The sequence below is a fragment of the Acinetobacter lwoffii genome (assembly GCF_052078135.1).
Lineage (GTDB): Bacteria > Pseudomonadota > Gammaproteobacteria > Pseudomonadales > Moraxellaceae > Acinetobacter > Acinetobacter lwoffii_Z.
In genome coordinates, this window is sequence record NZ_JBQGUZ010000038.1 from 1 (window position 1) to 14661 (window position 14661).

A 14661-nucleotide genomic window follows, 5' to 3' on the forward strand; every position below is an offset into this window, starting at 1 on the left:
TTTGTTTAAGATAAGATATAACTCATTGAGATGTGTCATAGTATTCGTCGTTAGAAAACAATTATTGTGACATTATTTCAATGAGTTATCTATTTTTGTCGTGTACAGAGATCCATCATATATTTCACTGGCATCGCGATAAATAACAGCAGCAGGAATGAAATCCCTTCAAGCAAACCGACCAGACGCAAAGTTTTGATGTTCATAATACATATTGATTTAACCGAATTAGTTTTGAGTGTACCGAATATCACCTGAATATTGAATCTTAATAATAAAGATATATTCAATATTTTTAATAAGTTACAACCAAGTGAAGCAGTTGGTTATTTAATCTCGGCACCTAATAATTCATGACGTAATTTTAGTAATTCCGGTAAGGTTTCCAGCAATAAACTGATCTGTTTCAGCACCAAAAGCAGATGTGCTGACTGGTTTTCCTGGGTACTTAAGCGTTGAATTTCTGCCAGTTTATGATCAATGCCGTAGGTATTTAAAGGCTGTTGTTGCAGCAATACCCCAGTTAAGGTTTGCTGACACCAGCGCATTAAATCCAGAATTTGTGTATCACTAACCTGCTCACGGTGACTCCCCAATGCTGCAATATAACTGAGCTGGCTGTGGCTATAGACCAGATAGCGAAAGGCACTTTTAACCAGTTGCGGATCTGGATTCGGTTCGGTACTCAGGCTTGAAATCATGCTGGATAAATCAATCTGTGCATTGTGGGCCAGACGCCGTGCAGTCCGGTAAGCAATACTGTTATCTTTACCGTTTCGATATTGTTCGACCACTGCAGCAAAATAGTCCAGCGTAGCAAGCGATGATTTCTTAATATTGCTGGAAATATTACGAAAATTCCAGTCAGGCCAGATCCAGCTTACTGCCATCCATGCAATCAGACAGCCTATAAGGGTATCAATAATACGCGGTAAAATAATGGCATAACCGGCACCTTTCAGGTTAAAAATCAGGAGTACCATCAAGGTCGCCATGAGAGTGGCCATGGCATATTTTTTGGAACGTAGATAGAAAAAACCGACACCAAAAATTACTGTTAGCAATAACTGACCTTCGACACTTGGCACAAAATACAGAATGGGAACGCCCAGCATGACCCCCAATAATGTTCCGAGCGTCCGCAATTTGAGCCGGCTTTGGGTGGCAAAATAACTGATCTGACAGACAAACAGGCTGGTCAGTAAAATCCAGTAGCCATTTTTCGCAAAGGGCAATAATGAAATGGCATAGCCGACTAGAAACACAATGGCAATCCGCACCGCATGCCGAAAGAGTGCCGATTGCGGACTCAAGTGCGGTTTGAGTTTCAGCCAGAGATCTGTGCTATCGCGAATATCATCATCAAACAGGCTCAGGTCATCAAAATGCTGCTGATAGCGTGGCTTATACAGTGCCTGTTGATCATGCAGGTGTTGTAACTGCTCATGTACACTCAGCAGATTGGCCAGAATAAGCTGTAAATTTTTAACTTCAATATTCTGTGGGTGTTGGGCAATCCAGTCCTGCATCGATTCCTGTAAATGTTTTAATGCCTGTTCATCATCTGCAGACAGATAAAATTTTTCATTGCGCAATACACATTCTGCCAAATGTTGACAGGCAAGGGCTTGCAGACGGATATTTTTCTGAATCCGGAAAATCAGGTCAGTGCGGCTAAAATGCTGTTCGATCTGTTCATAATGCAGATAATTCGCTGTGGCCTGTTCATGAATATCCTGCATCAGAAAATACAGATTCAGCCAGTAAATGGTGTTGCCATTGGCACGCGAAGCTTTGAGTCGAGTCAATAGTGAATCTTTGCTGCGGTTAAAACTCTGAATGACTAAAGTATTTTTAAGTGACAACTCATAGAGCAGGTTTTCAACATTTGGATGCTGATCCGGATCAAACAGTTTGGCTTTACTCAGCAGTAAATCTGACATGTGCTGCAAGCTTTGTGCGAGATTTTCCTGAACCTGCAAAGTAGGACGCAGCAGAAAAAATAGAATAGACGTCAGGCCGTACCATAGCGCCCCAATGACAAAATAAAGTGGCTGTTCATACCAGTGCTGATATTCGCCCAGGCCGAACATGGTATAGACTGACAGTAAAATGGTGCCAAATGAAATTGTGGCATAACGTTGGCCTAAGGCACCCATTAGAATAAACAGCGCACTCGACAGGGATAGCCACAGTGCAAACCAGAATTTATGCGGAGCAAGAAATTCCAGAATGCTGCTGACACTAAAAAACAGAATGATGACCAGTAACAGGTTGCGCAAACGCAGGCTTAGCCGGTCATCAAAATCAGTCAGTGCCGTGGCAATTGCCCCTAAAGTTACTGGAACGATCAAGAACTCATAACCCAGAAATTTCAGACCGAAAGTAGTACCTAAAAACACCAGCAGGATCTGCAGGCAATAAGTCATCAGCGCACTAGACTGAAAGGGCAGCAGGACAGGTTTTATAATTTTAACAAAAGTAGCAGTCGCAGGTCGGGCAGCATTCACAAGGACAGGATCCGGGAAGTAAAAACGCAAAGTTCTGAATGCAATTTAGACGCCAAAATAAAGGAAATGTCTATAAAAAACGGGCATAGTGCCCGTTTTTCTATTGAGTCATTGGCATGAAGGTGTTTAGATCACACCACAGGCAATACGTTCACCGCCGCCGCCCAAGGGTAATGGGTTGTCGGAATAGTTATCGCCACCGGCATGAACCATAATCGCACGACCCTGAACATCAGCCAATTTCAGACGTGGCGCAAGCAGGGTCACACGTGCAGTTCCATCTGTATTGACTTTCAATGCGGGTAAATCACCTAAGTGACCTGTCACTGGTGTACCGTGATGCGGTGCCTGATTTGGATTGTAATGGCTACCTGCAGCCAGTGCTGCGCCCATCTTGCCGTCTTTCATGGCAGGCGCACATGAACCATTTTCATGAATATGGAAACCGCGCTCACCCGCAGGAAGTTGTTTCAGGTTGGTACGAATAACCAGACCGGCTGGGCTGTCACTAAGTAAGACGGTCCCAATCTCTTGGCCCACGCCTTGAGCAGTTACTGCATTCACAGTCACTGCTCTGACCACTTCATTTGATGGAGAGGTTGAGGCACAACCGGTAAAAAGTGCGGCGCTTAACGCGCAAAGTGTCGTAATTTTAAACAATGAAGACATGATTTTGGCATCCTGATCTTTATTCTGTTTTGTGGATTCATTTAAACAGAGCAAGATCAGAAGCTCTATATAGAATCAGTACTTAAATGTTTTGTTTTGTTTAAGTCGATTCTATCTATGCTTTAAGGTGCCTTGGGCGGTGTGTCTTGTGTTTCCGGATCAATCTCATGTGCCATGGTGGCTTTAGGCATCATTAAAGGTTCATTCAGATTACTTTCATGTAACCATTCACGCCAGATTGCAAGCAGCACAGCCAGAATCACCGGGCCAATAAACACTCCGACCAGACCAAAACTGGCAATACCACCCAAGACTCCAAACATGATCAGCAGGAATGGAATCTGGGTTGCACCAGAAATTACCAGTGGACGAATCACGTTATCGGCAGTACTGACAATACAGACACCCCACACCATGACCCCGATAGCCTCAATGGTTTGTCCTTGTGAAAACAGCCATAGCGCCACCGCACTATAGGCGAGGGGCGGACCAAAGGGAATCAGGGCAAAAATAAAGGTCACAATGGTTAAAACCATCGGATTCGGCACACCTGCAACAAAATAGCTCAGACCTGCCAATAAGGACTGTGCAATCGCAGTCAAACCAACCCCATATACTACGGCACGTGTAGTCGCAGAGATGGTAGAAAAATAATGATGTACACGTGGACCGACCACCATTTCAAAGGCTTTACGCACCTGATTTAAAATGGTCTGACCATCACGGTAGAAGAAAAATAGCGAAAGTACCGCAAAACATAATTTAAAGATGTTTTTGCTCACTTCATTCAATACCACTTTACCGTAATTCAGATGACCCTGAATCCAGGTCGATACCGACAGTGCAATACTCTGCGGATCAGTGTTAATTTCATTTAAGGTTCGGGTAATTTCCTTGCCGACAATCGGAAGCCCGCGAATAAAATCAGGGACATTCAGGTGACCGGAAAAAACCTGTCGCTGCAATTCAAAATACAGGTTACGACCTTCGTGCTGCAACATGAAAATGGCGAAAATAAACGGCAGCCCAAAGACCAGAATCACGGCCAAGATCATTACGGTTGCGCTTAGTGTCGGTCGATTGCCGCACAGGCGTAATACCGACTGATACAGCGGCCAAGTCATATAGGCAATAATGGCTGCCCAAACTACAGGAATGATGAAATACTTGAGTATATGAAAACTCAAAAAAATCAGGATAAAGAACAATCCAAATAATAAGACTTTTTGTAATGTAGGCGCGTACTGTTGCACTGAATTTAATGACTCATTTTTTAGGTCGTGTTCAGGCATATTAACTGAAAAAAAAGCGATCGAAAATGATAGCTAGCCAAGTAGCGAGATTATTTTCCCAAAGCTACACCGCGATTCAGACGATTGACTCAAAACCACTGACTCGGATCATCAATAATGGCATTCAGTACCGGTTGCCATTGCGCCTGCAGCTCACGGTAGATTTTCTGAGGTTTATCAAACACTGACAGGCCTTCCATAGCCAGTCGGCTATAAGGAGCACGTTCCGAAATCCAGGCCACTGGCTGCTGGTCGATCTTGTCAAAAAATTGCTGTATGTCCTGATTGCTGGCTGCATTTGCTTTGGTACGGTTGGCCAAAAGTAAAATTTCAACCTTGCCCTTACGGATGCGTTTGATGTCCTGCAAATGTTTGAGAAAACGGCGGGTCGAATCGATATCAAAAAAAGAAGGCTGGATCGGGATGATAATCGCATGTGCTTCACTGATCAGCTGTTCGGCATGATCATCGGTCAAAGCACCTGGTGCATCAATAATCAGGTATTCGATCTGTTTCGGCGCATCACCAATGGACTTGCTATTGCGCCAGTCCAGACTTTGGATCTGCGCTGCCTGTGCCGGACGATGCTTGAGCCATTGCAATGTTGATTTCTGGTTGTCGGCATCGGCCAATGCCACCTTATAACCCTTTTGTGCGAGTGCTGACGCCAAACTAATGGCTGTCATGGTTTTGCCACAACCGCCTTTCTGATTCGCAACTAAAATTGTTTTCATGACTCAAGGTGATTTTATTCTGTTCCGGCCTAGCATATCATTCTTTTCAAGTATGCAAATGGCCGAAGTCCTCAACTTCAGTCGAATGCGATGCTATAAAAATCAGGCAAATTAGGAAGATTGAATGTCCATATGGATGGCCATGCTGATTGGCGCATGTATCGGGGTGGTATTGACCACTATTATTTTAAGTCAAACGCGTAATGGACGGATCAAGGCCGAATATGAGCAATATATTGCCGAGCTGGAACTGGAGCATCAGCAGTCTCTCATTGCCGCGCAAAAACGCAGCGTGAATACCAGCCGTGCCGTTCTCAAAGGCAAAATGGCGGAACAGCTCGCGCCGATCATGCCGGAATTTCAATATCTGCCGAGTGACGCCAAGTTTCTGGGCGATCCAGTCGATTATGTGGTCTTTGATGGTTATACCGATTTTCGTGATGGCGAAGGCGATGCTGAAGATATTGAAGTGGTCTTGATTGACATTAAAAGTGGCGGAGCACGTCTAACCAAAGGCCAGCAAGCTATTGCCCGTGCGGTTCAGGAAGGACGGGTACGTTTTGAAACCATTCGGATTGATTTTCAGGATTAACCAAAATCCAGTGAAGAATAAAAATTATGCAAAAATTACTGATCACTGCGCTGCTGTTTATGCTTGGACTCTGGGTCTGGAATGAGTTTTTTCGTGCCATTCCACATCTGCAAGAAAAGGGTGTACTTAAAAACTTTAAAGTAGAACCGGTCAAGCGTATATCAGCGACTTATATTGTGCATGATCACCGTTTCGTAAAACCTGATCGTCGGGTGCTGCATCAGGCCAGCCCTGTGGTGGGGCATTTTAATGATCTGGCCTATCTGAGCAATATTGATGTGTTGTTGCTGACTCAACCGCTGCCGGCCATGCAGGCAACATTGGAGTTTGATGAAGCAAAGCGCTGTTATCAGATTGAAGGACAAATTAGCAAAGTGGATCGTGACTTCGTCAATACGCATGTGCAGCATTTCAGTCTGATTGCTGCCACTGAAAAAATTGCCGATCAGATTCGCCGGTTAAAATCGGAGCAGAAAATCACGCTCACGGGTGATCTGGTAACAGTTCATTCAGGCACGACTGGACAAGAATTCCGGGTCGGGACGGGCTCTGAATATCGTGCTCATTGTCAGTTGCTGCAAGTAACCCACGTCCAGCAGCACTAAATACAAGAGAGTAGTGAATTAGCTCTATGGTTTAAGAAACCGGGCTAACAACATGCGTTGGCCAATCTTTGGAATACCTTCAGCATCTACATAACTTAAAGTTTCTATTTCAAAACCGGTTTCCAGCAAGGCGGTTTCAATATCCCGATTCAGATGACAGCCATCTGCGACTTTCTTTTGAATGGGAGTAAGTAAATGTTGCAGACGCTGAATATTTAAATTTTGCCGATTCAGGACATGTTCGACCACATGTAAAGTCCCACCCGGTTGTAGCACACGGTAAATTTCCTGTAGGCTCTGTTCCAGCTCTGCAATACTACAAAGCGTCCAGGTAGACACAATATTTTCCACACTATTTTCAGCAAAAGGCAACGCTTCTGCGCTGGCCTGAATATGCTCGACCTGAAAAGCGGTCTGTTGAATTCGCGCTTCTGCCAGTTTGAAGATCGCCGGATTTGGTTCTAGCGCATAGACCTTATCAACCGATTGATAAAAAGGCAGATTCAGGCCGGTACCAAAACCAATTTCCAGTACTTCACCGGAAATATCCAAAAGTAGTTCACGACGCAAGTCCATCAAGGATGGCGTTTGCATCACTTGATTCAGCAGATGCGGAAAGATATGTTGTTGATAAAGTTTATACAGCATTTGAGTTATTTTAATTTGATGGAAATACGTTCTAGCTTAACTGAAAAATAAAATGACAGGCATATATCGAGCTGACTAAATACGTGCAGTTTGTTACCAAGTTCAACTGTTTATTCATTAAAAAATCCGTAAGATCAAGGAAGATATCCTTAAAACGTTTGATCAACTTGATTAGGATTAGATTAAAAATTATGCTCAAATACTTTAAACATTATGCTTTGCTGGCCAGCCTGTTGCTGCCTATTTCGGGCTATAGCTCGGTCGACAACAATATTGCCAAAGGCTTGCCTCCCGTCGTTAAAGGCCAGTCAATTTCGGTCTTGCAGCCCTTTAAAGGCGATTTCCGTATTCTGGGTTCCAAGGTTTATAGTTCTGACCCGCAAGCCAAATTCTCTCCGATTGATTATGCCGTCAGTTGGGGGCTGTTTGCTGAACCTGAAATTGCCCGACATATCACCGTAAATCAATATGACCGTTATCTGAACTGGAAAATGGATCGGGTGCCAGTGCCGGTAGAACAAGCCAAGCAGATGGTGTCCAATATGCATATCATTCCTGCCAATCCTGAAATTGCCAAGGCAATTAAAAAGGTAAAACGTGGCGATCTGGTGCGTATGCAAGGGGAGCTGGTTGAAGTGCGTGACAAAGATCTGGTCTGGAAATCGTCTTTAACGCCGACCGATACGGGTGATGGTGCCTGTGAAGTTTTCCGCGTCAGTTCCATTAAGTGGATTGAAAAAGTCGGTAAGAGCTAAAGCCAGCTTCATGCATGTTTCCGAGTCTCATAAAAAACCGCTCTGATGAGCGGTTTTTTTATCTGCTTAGTACTTAATTCGCAGTTAAAGCCTGACCTTCAAAGGTAATTCCATCCCAGCCATTGAGCATAAACTGGCGGATATTCTGATGATCAGTCGCCTCTGGCGTCGCCAGTACAGAAGCATAATGCTCAGCAAACAGGCTTAAGGTCTGTGCCTGATCCAGACCATTTAATTGTGCAAAAGAAAAGACTTTGGCGCTGCCCTGGTTTTCTGTGGCCGCATTATTCTGCTGGCCATTTTTAAATGCAGTCGGTGTATGCGTATAACGCGATTCGATATAAGTAATCACATCTGCAAATTTTGCTTCGCCTGCTGCCAACTGAGCCAATAAATCCTGTGCCATGCTGTTTTTCCTGTGCTATTCATGAAAATTCGATGCAATAAATATAGCAATTTTCTTGCGAAGTTCCATGGTATTTCATTGATTTTCGGTTCAAGATAACAGTGAAATTTATCCATGCTGAATATGAAACTTTGGATAAAATAAACTTGATCAATAAATAGAACAGGAAAAAATATGGGCTGGCTTTGGGTGGCAATGGGTGGGGCAATCGGTGCCAGTCTGCGTTATGCAGCAGGACTTTGGCTGTTCAAACCACAAATGCAATTTCCTTGGCCCACCTGGTGGATCAATATTTTAGGTTGTTTATGTGCTGGAATTTTTTTTGCCTGTAGCCAGAAATATCCAGTACTCCAACAAGAAGCTCGTCTGTTTTTAATGGTGGGGATTCTTGGTGGTTTTACCACATTTTCCAGTTTTGGCCTGGAAAGCTTTGTGTTATTGAAACAAGGCGCTATGGGCCTAGCGCTGTTATATGCATTATCCAGCTTAATTGTCGGCATTATTGTTCTGGCGCTGGGCTTTTATTTAACTTCAATCATATTGGCACAGAGTTAAAATAAGTGCATAAAAAAGTCAGGAAATTGGAGGTCATTTCCTGACATAAACCACGATTTAAACTTTAAGATAATCGAGGGTTTTCGTTTTTAACCACGTTTAAAGCGGCCAAAACGTTTGTTGAAGCTTGCCACACGACCTTCATTACTGGTTTGACGTTGCTCACCTGTATAGAAAGGATGGGATGCACTCGAAATATCTAGTGTCACGTAAGGGTATATTTTACCGTGATATTCTTTGGTTTGGCTCGAGTTCATCGTGCTGCCAATCACGAAATAGGCATCGGCATTGGTATCATGGAATAACACTTCACGATAATCAGGATGGATATCTGAACGCATATCTAACTTCCTCATGATTCTTGATTAAATGTTATAATGTAACATTTGATATTTCAAGTAATCTAGGGTTACAGCGTGTAAGCCGATCGTCTCAACTTAGCTTCGACTCGGTACCAGTTCCTCAAATACATCACTTAAATCATCATGTACTTTGAGATGAATCAGGTTCCAGTATTGTCCTGAAATTGTCCGGTTCACCATCAAGGTATCAGGAGAGGGCTTAAATACATCCCAATATTTCAACGAAGGTTTCAGTAGCTCCATCCCATCATGATGCGCTGAGTTTTCGGCAAAATCATAGTGAGTGACCAGAGGACGCATGAGCACTTCCAGCCATTGTTCATATAATTCTTTCGGGAATTTTCCAGTTTCAGTCAAGGAATGCAGCGCATCCAGCTGTTGCTCGATCACGGGAATATTCTTCTCGCGTGCAGCATGGATCAGTTCCCTAAAATGTCCAATTACTTCAGTCGATAAGGTTTTGACACCACCATAATCATAAACAATCACAGAGCCATCTTCACGGAAGGCAAAGTTGCCTGGATGTGGATCACAGTGAAAGCGTTTCAGATAAAAAATTTCTTGGCCAATGGCGCGGAACAGACGACGTCCCAAAGCATTTCGGGTTTCTAGTGGCCAGGTGCTGGCAGTTTCGATACTTTCACCAAGTTCCTGGCTTAAGGTCAAAATATGCCGCGATGAATACTCATGAAACACTTTCGGAATCACAATTTTATTGTCCAGAGATTCATGGAAGGCACGGGCGATTTCCAGATTCTGGGCTTCAATTTCATAGTTTAGCTCATTGTCCAGACTGTGCTGAATTTCTTTAAAAAGCTGATCTTGAAGTTTACGATCAATCTTTAATACGCCCATCATGCGCAGTGCCAGACGCACCTGTTTCAGGTCGCTTTCGCAGGCTTCATCCACACCAGGATATTGCACCTTGACCACAACTTGCTGGCCATTCGGCAGAGTGGCTTTATGTACCTGACCAATCGAGGCCGCGGCAAATGGCTGCTCATCAAACTGCTGGAAAAGTTGCTGTAAAGGTTTACCCAGTTCTTTTTCTACCTGTGCCTGAATTTCTTTAAATGGCATGGGTGGTGCCTGACGTTGTAACTTGGCAATGGCTTTGGCGACTTCGGGCGGGAAAACATCTTTATATTGCGAGGCGATCTGGCCAACTTTCATGACTGCGCCTTTCATTTCCCCCAAGGTATCCGCAATCTGCACACCAATATCCTGAAATAATTTACTGCGCGCAGTATTTTTCTGCTCGTCATCGGCAGTTAAATTTTTAATGGAATTGGAGAGGGTTTTACCTGCAATACTTGCGGTCATTCCGGCAAGTTTCATAAAGCGACGACCGGGTGTGCTAGCCGTTTTTGCCATGCGAGATTCCTTGAAACCAACTATGAATGGATGTATTTGATCATAGGTGACAAAGGTTCAATTGCCTAGATTTAATTGTAGAGGTTGTGTTGTGATTTCCTTCAGCTTCTCCATGTTTAATGCATCATCTTTGATTTGATAAAAGATTTATCTTTATTTCCTTGGCTAAACTAAAAATACGCCGGAATCCATCATCGTTTTAGATAAGGCTGAGTACTAATTCTGAATGCTGTTTTATGGCTAAAAGCTTAGAATAAACAGATTGCTGTAATGAAGAAAATTCAATGAAAGTCTATCGATATTTTACTGGGAAGGATGATGTGCATTTTTGTGCGCGGGTGACCCGTGCCTTACGTGACGGTTATGAGTTATATGGTTCACCCACCATGACTTTTAATGGTACGGATGTGATTGTGGGGCAGGTAGTGATTAAAGATGTGGCGGACGAATCGGAATTTCCAGAAGGATTGAAGGAGGCTTTGAGAGCTAATTCTTAACTTCTACATCGAAATTAGAATGCTCAAGGCTATGGTCTCATCTTTTATTTTTATGCTGTCGCGTAGGTAATTCTTACTTTTACCATGGCAAAAGTAACAAAGCCGTTTCGTTGATCTGATGATACTTCCCTGTATCACAGCTCAACGGTAACATCCATGTCACCTACCCAATATTTAAGATTGCTTGAAAGTCACTAAATTTTTACACCTTTAAGCTTAAACGTCTGTTATTGCCATAAAGTCGTGCCAGCAATAAAACACAGGCCACACTTAGACCTACAATCAGGCCAACCCAAACACCGGCAGCGCCCATCTCGGTAAAGCGGGACAGATATACCCCGACCGGGAAGGCGATGACCCAATAAGCCAGCATGGTAATCCACATCGGCCCCTTGGTATCCTGCATGCCGCGCAGACAACCTGCCGCACTGATCTGCCAGGCATCCATCAGCTGATAGGCAATGGCAAACAGAATCAGATAGACCGCAATTTGGGTCACGATCATATCTGAGGTGTAGAGTGCTACGATTTCATTGCGGAAAACCCAAAGCAGAATCATGGTCAGGATCGCCAGAATGGTAGCAGTGATCAGGCCGAGATATTGCACTTTACGCATGGCTTGCCAGTTCTGTTCGCCATAATAGGTGCCGACCCGAATGGTCAGGGCAATCGCCAGTGACATGGGAATCATGAACAGTTGTGAAGTGACAGAAATAGCAATCTGATGCGCAGCGACAATAGTCTCACCCAAAGGACTCAGCACAATTGCCGCTGTACTGAAAATACTGACCTCAAAGAAAATTGCCAATCCAATCGGAAAACCCAGTTGCAGAATACGCTTCACCCATTCCGGGTTGATTTTTTCCCAGTGAGTAAAAGGCTGAGTACGCTGATAGGCTCTGTTTTTAAAGATATACAATGCCAGAGTCATGAGCATTAACCACTGCAAAATCGCTGTGGCAAATCCACAGCCTGCACTGCCTAGGGCCGGAACAGGACCAATACCATACATAAAGATATAGTTCAGCGGAACCAGCAAAACCAGGGCCAATAAACTAATTACAGTGACCGGACGCGGATTTCCAATCGCTTCTGAGTAGCCGCGTAAGGCTGCATACATGGTTACCGCAGGCATACCAAAACCAATCGCATGCAGGAATAAACTGGCTTTAGGCTGCAAGCTTTCCGGTACACCCAAGAGAGGTAAAAGGGCTGGCAAAACTTGTAGAATCAAGCCAGCAATTACCCCAAGAATCAGAGCAACCCAAAGCGATTGACGTGCAATGGTGGCAATTTTTTCAGGTGTACGTGCGCCGTTAGCTTCGGCAACCAAAGGCGTCGTGGCAATCATGATGCCACTAAACAGCAGCATCACCGGAATCCAGAGTCCTACTCCGACGGCAATCGCGGCAAGATCGGTAGCAGACAGGTGACCGGCCATAATGGTATCAATCAGGCCCAGACCAGCCTGAGAAAATTGGGTCACCAGAATAGGCAGCATCAGATGAAACAGTTTTTTTAATTCAAAACCAAAGGTTGTGACTGGTGAAACATTCGACACAAAAATTACTCATCGTGATCATGTGCTTAAATAGAAGGTTTAGCGTTGTAAAGTGAGAAGCACACCAATAAAAATTACCACGCCGCCTAAAAGACGTTGCCAGTTAACCGGCATTTTTTCATTACCCAATAACCCCAGATGATCGACCAGCATCGACATCACCATCTGACCAAAAATAATGAGACCGCTAAGAACCAGAAAGCCAAGTTTGGGTGCTGCATAAATGCTCATACTAATCGCGTATACACCCACGATTCCCCCTAGCCATAAATACCAGGGAACACTCATCAATTCCTGTAAACCGGGTTTGGGATTGGACTGAAAAAGTACGATTACGGCGAGCACTATTGTACCAATCAAAAAGGAAAAAAATGCAGCTTGAATAGGAGAATATAAATATTCTTTCAGTTGTGTATTAATTGCAGTCTGGAGTGTCAATAAAACACCGATTGCAAAAACCAAAGGAAGTAAAATAATAAGTTGAGAAGATATTTTCATAATTTTAACTGACTAATTCTATTTAAATTTTTAGACATATCACACGATCAAATTTAATTTTAGCAGTGTTGCCGCCTAGTCATGTTAAAATTCCGCTATATCTTGTAATCGTTTTTGAGTAGTTCTTTGGCTGAATTGAATCCTGCTGCTGTCCCTTTGTCCTTATATATTCATATGCCTTGGTGTGTGCGCAAATGTCCTTATTGTGACTTCAATTCGCATGCGGTTCCGGATGGTCAGCTATCACTGGAATTGGAACAGGAATATTTACGAGCACTGGTGGAAGACTTTAAAACTCAGGTCGATTTTGCCCAAGGCCGGCAGATTCACAGTGTCTTTATTGGTGGGGGGACGCCGTCACTGATTTCTGCCCCAGGCTATCAATGGTTATTTGATCAGCTCAAAGCCGTTATTCCCTTTGCCGAAGGCTGTGAGATTACACTGGAAGCCAATCCCGGTACGGTCGAACATGATCCGTTTGCCGGTTATTTGCAGGCCGGTATTAATCGTCTGTCGATTGGGGTACAGAGTTTTAATACCGATCATCTCAAGCGTTTGGGACGGATTCACAGCAATGAAGATGCGATTTCTGCCATTGGGTTAGCACGTGAAGCCGGCTTTCAGCGCATTAATGTCGACTTGATGCATGGTTTGCCTGAACAGACCTTGGATCAGGCTTTGCATGATTTAAAATTGGCCGTGGAACAGGGTGCTACACATATTTCCTGGTATCAGCTAACGATTGAGCCAAATACGGTATTTTTCCGGACTCAACCGATTTTGCCTGTCGATGAAGTATTGGAAGATATTCAGGAGCAGGGTGAGCTCTACTTAAAAGCGCAGGGTTTTATCAACTATGAAGTTTCGGCTTGGCGTAAAGAACTGCCTTCAGCACATAATCTGAATTACTGGCAGTTTGGTGATTATCTGGCAATTGGTGCCGGAGCACATGGTAAAGTCACTCAGCCGGATGGTGTATATCGGTTCCAGAAAACCCGTTTACCTAAGGACTACTTAGCCAAAGTACCTGCCGAACATGTGCAGTTTAAACGCATTGAAGATACTGACTTACCTTTTGAATTTATGATGAATGCGTTACGTTTAAATCAGGGTGTGGAAGCCAAGCTCTATGCAGAACGTACTGGCCTGAGTCTGGATCGCTTGAATGAGTTACTGAGTTCTTTACGTGATAGAAAATTAATGGTCGATGATCAAGATCGGCTTTCATGTACCGAGCAGGGGCATATCTTTTTAAATTCGGTGCTGGAAGAATTTCTTTAATTATTTAATTTCTCCATTATTCTAAAAGAAACCCTAATAGGATTTTATTGGGGGTTTTTTATTGCCTTAAATAAAATGCCTAAAGTCTGATTGATGCTTTCTTAGAGAGAAGTTTTCTGAGAATATTCAAAGATTAAATTAAATGAATATTATAATTTCTATAGGGTGGGCAGGTGGATACATTATGGGATTTTCAACAGCTGGATTTAACTAGGGTCTGTTGACATTTACTGTTCATAATTAACCCTATAAAGGTAGCCATAAAAATATACAGGCTAAAGCAACAGAACTTTGATAATTTCTTTTGAGCTTGTCATATCGA

At 43.5% G+C, this 14661-nt stretch carries 16 protein-coding genes and 2 pseudogenes; 6 read left to right on the plus strand and 12 right to left on the minus strand.

What is annotated here, in order from left to right:
• Window positions 1-110: 110 nt before the first annotated feature.
• The 5 genes and pseudogenes from ACTL4S_RS15615 to ACTL4S_RS15635 all read right to left on the minus strand — a co-directional run.
• Window positions 111-206, minus strand: a pseudogene (locus ACTL4S_RS15615) (DUF3817 domain-containing protein); the annotation flags it as partial.
• Window positions 207-326: 120 nt separating this feature from the next.
• Window positions 327-2510: a YccS family putative transporter gene (gene yccS / locus ACTL4S_RS15620; RefSeq protein ID WP_441299649.1), complete on the minus strand. Its 2184-nt coding sequence runs from the start codon at window positions 2508-2510 to the stop codon at window positions 327-329.
• Between the two features lie 126 nt (window positions 2511-2636).
• Window positions 2637-3179: a superoxide dismutase family protein gene (gene sodC / locus ACTL4S_RS15625; RefSeq protein WP_004732359.1), complete on the minus strand. Its 543-nt coding sequence runs from the start codon at window positions 3177-3179 to the stop codon at window positions 2637-2639.
• 122 nt (window positions 3180-3301) lie between these two features.
• The gene (locus ACTL4S_RS15630) at window positions 3302-4432 is read right to left on the minus strand and encodes an AI-2E family transporter (RefSeq protein WP_409515638.1); all 1131 of its coding nucleotides are present in this window, start codon (window positions 4430-4432) and stop codon (window positions 3302-3304) included.
• 128 nt (window positions 4433-4560) lie between these two features.
• The gene (locus ACTL4S_RS15635) at window positions 4561-5205 is read right to left on the minus strand and encodes a ParA family protein (RefSeq protein ID WP_004281566.1); all 645 of its coding nucleotides are present in this window, start codon (window positions 5203-5205) and stop codon (window positions 4561-4563) included.
• Window positions 5206-5329: 124 nt separating this feature from the next.
• On the opposite strand from ACTL4S_RS15635, the gene ACTL4S_RS15640 reads away from it, so the two are divergent.
• A complete protein-coding gene (locus tag ACTL4S_RS15640; RefSeq protein WP_004645008.1) occupies window positions 5330-5797 on the plus strand; it encodes a Holliday junction resolvase-like protein in 468 nt (155 codons plus the stop codon).
• A gap of 26 nt (window positions 5798-5823) precedes the next feature.
• Window positions 5824-6402, plus strand: coding sequence for a hypothetical protein (locus ACTL4S_RS15645; RefSeq protein WP_441299641.1), 579 nt, complete (start codon window positions 5824-5826; stop codon window positions 6400-6402).
• A 24-nt stretch (window positions 6403-6426) separates the two neighbouring features.
• On the opposite strand, the gene ACTL4S_RS15650 is transcribed toward ACTL4S_RS15645, so the two are convergent.
• The gene (locus ACTL4S_RS15650; RefSeq protein ID WP_441299642.1) at window positions 6427-7050 is read right to left on the minus strand and encodes a class I SAM-dependent methyltransferase; all 624 of its coding nucleotides are present in this window, start codon (window positions 7048-7050) and stop codon (window positions 6427-6429) included.
• A 191-nt stretch (window positions 7051-7241) separates the two neighbouring features.
• Here ACTL4S_RS15650 and ACTL4S_RS15655 point away from each other — a divergent pair, with 191 nt between their 5' ends.
• Window positions 7242-7805, plus strand: coding sequence for a hypothetical protein (locus tag ACTL4S_RS15655; protein WP_314137563.1), 564 nt, complete (start codon window positions 7242-7244; stop codon window positions 7803-7805).
• 73 nt (window positions 7806-7878) lie between these two features.
• On the opposite strand, the gene ACTL4S_RS15660 is transcribed toward ACTL4S_RS15655, so the two are convergent.
• Window positions 7879-8211 carry a HopJ type III effector protein gene (locus ACTL4S_RS15660; protein ID WP_441299643.1) on the minus strand — a complete coding sequence of 111 codons (333 nt, stop codon included), beginning with the start codon at window positions 8209-8211 and terminating at the stop codon, window positions 7879-7881.
• 174 nt (window positions 8212-8385) lie between these two features.
• Here ACTL4S_RS15660 and crcB point away from each other — a divergent pair, with 174 nt between their 5' ends.
• Window positions 8386-8766, plus strand: a complete 381-nt coding sequence (gene crcB, locus ACTL4S_RS15665; protein WP_441299644.1) for a fluoride efflux transporter CrcB — start codon at window positions 8386-8388, stop codon at window positions 8764-8766.
• An 89-nt stretch (window positions 8767-8855) separates the two neighbouring features.
• Here the strand turns inward: crcB and ACTL4S_RS15670 are convergent, their stop codons facing one another.
• Both ACTL4S_RS15670 and ACTL4S_RS15675 read right to left on the minus strand, forming a co-directional pair.
• Window positions 8856-9107, minus strand: coding sequence for a type B 50S ribosomal protein L31 (locus tag ACTL4S_RS15670; RefSeq protein WP_441299645.1), 252 nt, complete (start codon window positions 9105-9107; stop codon window positions 8856-8858).
• Between the two features lie 96 nt (window positions 9108-9203).
• Window positions 9204-10502, minus strand: a complete 1299-nt coding sequence (locus tag ACTL4S_RS15675; protein ID WP_004281553.1) for an ABC1 kinase family protein — start codon at window positions 10500-10502, stop codon at window positions 9204-9206.
• 284 nt (window positions 10503-10786) lie between these two features.
• Between ACTL4S_RS15675 and ACTL4S_RS15680 the strand changes: the two genes are divergently transcribed.
• Window positions 10787-10999: a DUF1737 domain-containing protein gene (locus ACTL4S_RS15680; protein ID WP_441299646.1), complete on the plus strand. Its 213-nt coding sequence runs from the start codon at window positions 10787-10789 to the stop codon at window positions 10997-10999.
• 202 nt (window positions 11000-11201) lie between these two features.
• Here ACTL4S_RS15680 and ACTL4S_RS15685 read toward each other — a convergent pair whose 3' ends face one another.
• Window positions 11202-12560, minus strand: a complete 1359-nt coding sequence (locus tag ACTL4S_RS15685; protein WP_441299647.1) for an MATE family efflux transporter — start codon at window positions 12558-12560, stop codon at window positions 11202-11204.
• Between the two features lie 39 nt (window positions 12561-12599).
• Complete coding sequence (locus tag ACTL4S_RS15690) at window positions 12600-13058, minus strand: DMT family transporter (RefSeq protein ID WP_005249857.1); 459 nt, start codon at window positions 13056-13058, stop codon at window positions 12600-12602.
• A gap of 126 nt (window positions 13059-13184) precedes the next feature.
• On the opposite strand from ACTL4S_RS15690, the gene hemW reads away from it, so the two are divergent.
• Window positions 13185-14339, plus strand: a complete 1155-nt coding sequence (gene hemW, locus ACTL4S_RS15695; RefSeq protein ID WP_441299648.1) for a radical SAM family heme chaperone HemW — start codon at window positions 13185-13187, stop codon at window positions 14337-14339.
• A 227-nt stretch (window positions 14340-14566) separates the two neighbouring features.
• Here the strand turns inward: hemW and ACTL4S_RS15700 are convergent.
• Window positions 14567-14661: pseudogene (locus ACTL4S_RS15700) on the minus strand (IS5/IS1182 family transposase); the annotation flags it as partial.

What these genes read in the sequence shown, in the direction of transcription:
- sodC (WP_004732359.1), bottom strand. Translation starts at nt 3,179, where the DNA reads ATGTCTTCATTGTTTAAAATTACGACACTTTGCGCGTTAAGCGCCGCA.
- ACTL4S_RS15640 (WP_004645008.1), top strand. Translation starts at nt 5,330, where the DNA reads ATGTCCATATGGATGGCCATGCTGATTGGCGCATGTATCGGGGTGGTA.
- crcB (WP_441299644.1), top strand. Translation starts at nt 8,386, where the DNA reads ATGGGCTGGCTTTGGGTGGCAATGGGTGGGGCAATCGGTGCCAGTCTG.
- ACTL4S_RS15645 (WP_441299641.1), top strand. Translation starts at nt 5,824, where the DNA reads ATGCAAAAATTACTGATCACTGCGCTGCTGTTTATGCTTGGACTCTGG.
- ACTL4S_RS15675 (WP_004281553.1), bottom strand. Translation starts at nt 10,502, where the DNA reads ATGGCAAAAACGGCTAGCACACCCGGTCGTCGCTTTATGAAACTTGCC.
- ACTL4S_RS15650 (WP_441299642.1), bottom strand. Translation starts at nt 7,050, where the DNA reads ATGCTGTATAAACTTTATCAACAACATATCTTTCCGCATCTGCTGAAT.
- ACTL4S_RS15690 (WP_005249857.1), bottom strand. Translation starts at nt 13,058, where the DNA reads ATGAAAATATCTTCTCAACTTATTATTTTACTTCCTTTGGTTTTTGCA.
- ACTL4S_RS15680 (WP_441299646.1), top strand. Translation starts at nt 10,787, where the DNA reads ATGAAAGTCTATCGATATTTTACTGGGAAGGATGATGTGCATTTTTGT.
- ACTL4S_RS15660 (WP_441299643.1), bottom strand. Translation starts at nt 8,211, where the DNA reads ATGGCACAGGATTTATTGGCTCAGTTGGCAGCAGGCGAAGCAAAATTT.
- ACTL4S_RS15670 (WP_441299645.1), bottom strand. Translation starts at nt 9,107, where the DNA reads ATGCGTTCAGATATCCATCCTGATTATCGTGAAGTGTTATTCCATGAT.
- ACTL4S_RS15655 (WP_314137563.1), top strand. Translation starts at nt 7,242, where the DNA reads ATGCTCAAATACTTTAAACATTATGCTTTGCTGGCCAGCCTGTTGCTG.
- ACTL4S_RS15635 (WP_004281566.1), bottom strand. Translation starts at nt 5,205, where the DNA reads ATGAAAACAATTTTAGTTGCGAATCAGAAAGGCGGTTGTGGCAAAACC.